Origin of the sequence: Mycobacterium sp. 4D054 (assembly GCF_052245755.1) — a bacterium.
Lineage (GTDB): Bacteria > Actinomycetota > Actinomycetes > Mycobacteriales > Mycobacteriaceae > Mycobacterium.
In genome coordinates this window covers 1-684 of sequence record NZ_JBQQCF010000164.1, presented here as the reverse complement: position 1 = coordinate 684, position 684 = coordinate 1, and the positions used below count along the sequence as shown (strand labels likewise).

The following is a 684-nucleotide window of genomic DNA, read 5'->3' as shown; positions in this document are numbered from 1 at the left end:
GCGGGCCGAAAACCCTGCTCCGTCCAACGTCGGCTCTTCGGGGTTGACCGCCCACCCTCACCCGATTGACCGCTCCCCAGCGCTGACCGGCGCACCACTCACCACGAGAAACGGGAGAACAACCATGACCACCACCACCGCCACACCCACCGTGCCCACCACCGTGTACCTCAACGAGGCCCCTGCCAGTTTCCTCGGCTTCAACCGCGCTGCACCCGCGCGGCTGCGCGCCGCCGCAACTTTCAACCTGCCCATCCCCACCGACACCCGACCCCAGCAGACCGCCATCAGCGCCGCACTCGAGCACATCTTCGACGAGCTCAACTGCGAACCCACCACCACCTGGGCCACCGGATGGCGCCACGCCGGACACCGCAGCCTGTCCGTCGGCGACGTCGTAGTCATCGGCGAAACCGCCTGGGCCGTCGCCTCGGTGGGCTGGAACCCCGTGTCCACCGACGAACTCACCGCAGCCATCGACCGGTCCTGACCACCCGATCGGGCCCCGCCCCGGCGCGGGGCCCGATCACCACCCCAGCTCATCCAGCACCCATCCTTGAAAGGACTCTCAATGAAGAAGTCAAGCCGCGGCGGTGACCGGGGGTGAATCAGGTTGCCAGGTCCGGTTGTCACGGATGAGGGCGTAGAGAACGTTGGTGCGCCGTCGCGCCAGGCAGATGGTGG

1 protein-coding gene is annotated in these 684 nt (G+C 67.8%); it reads left to right on the top strand.

What is annotated here, in order from left to right; translation table 11 throughout:
- Positions 1-124: 124 nt before the first annotated feature.
- On the top strand, positions 125-490 hold the full coding sequence (locus tag ACTWP6_RS30400) for a hypothetical protein (RefSeq protein ID WP_006247667.1): 366 nt from the start codon (positions 125-127) through the stop codon (positions 488-490).
- Positions 491-684 lie beyond the last annotated feature (194 nt).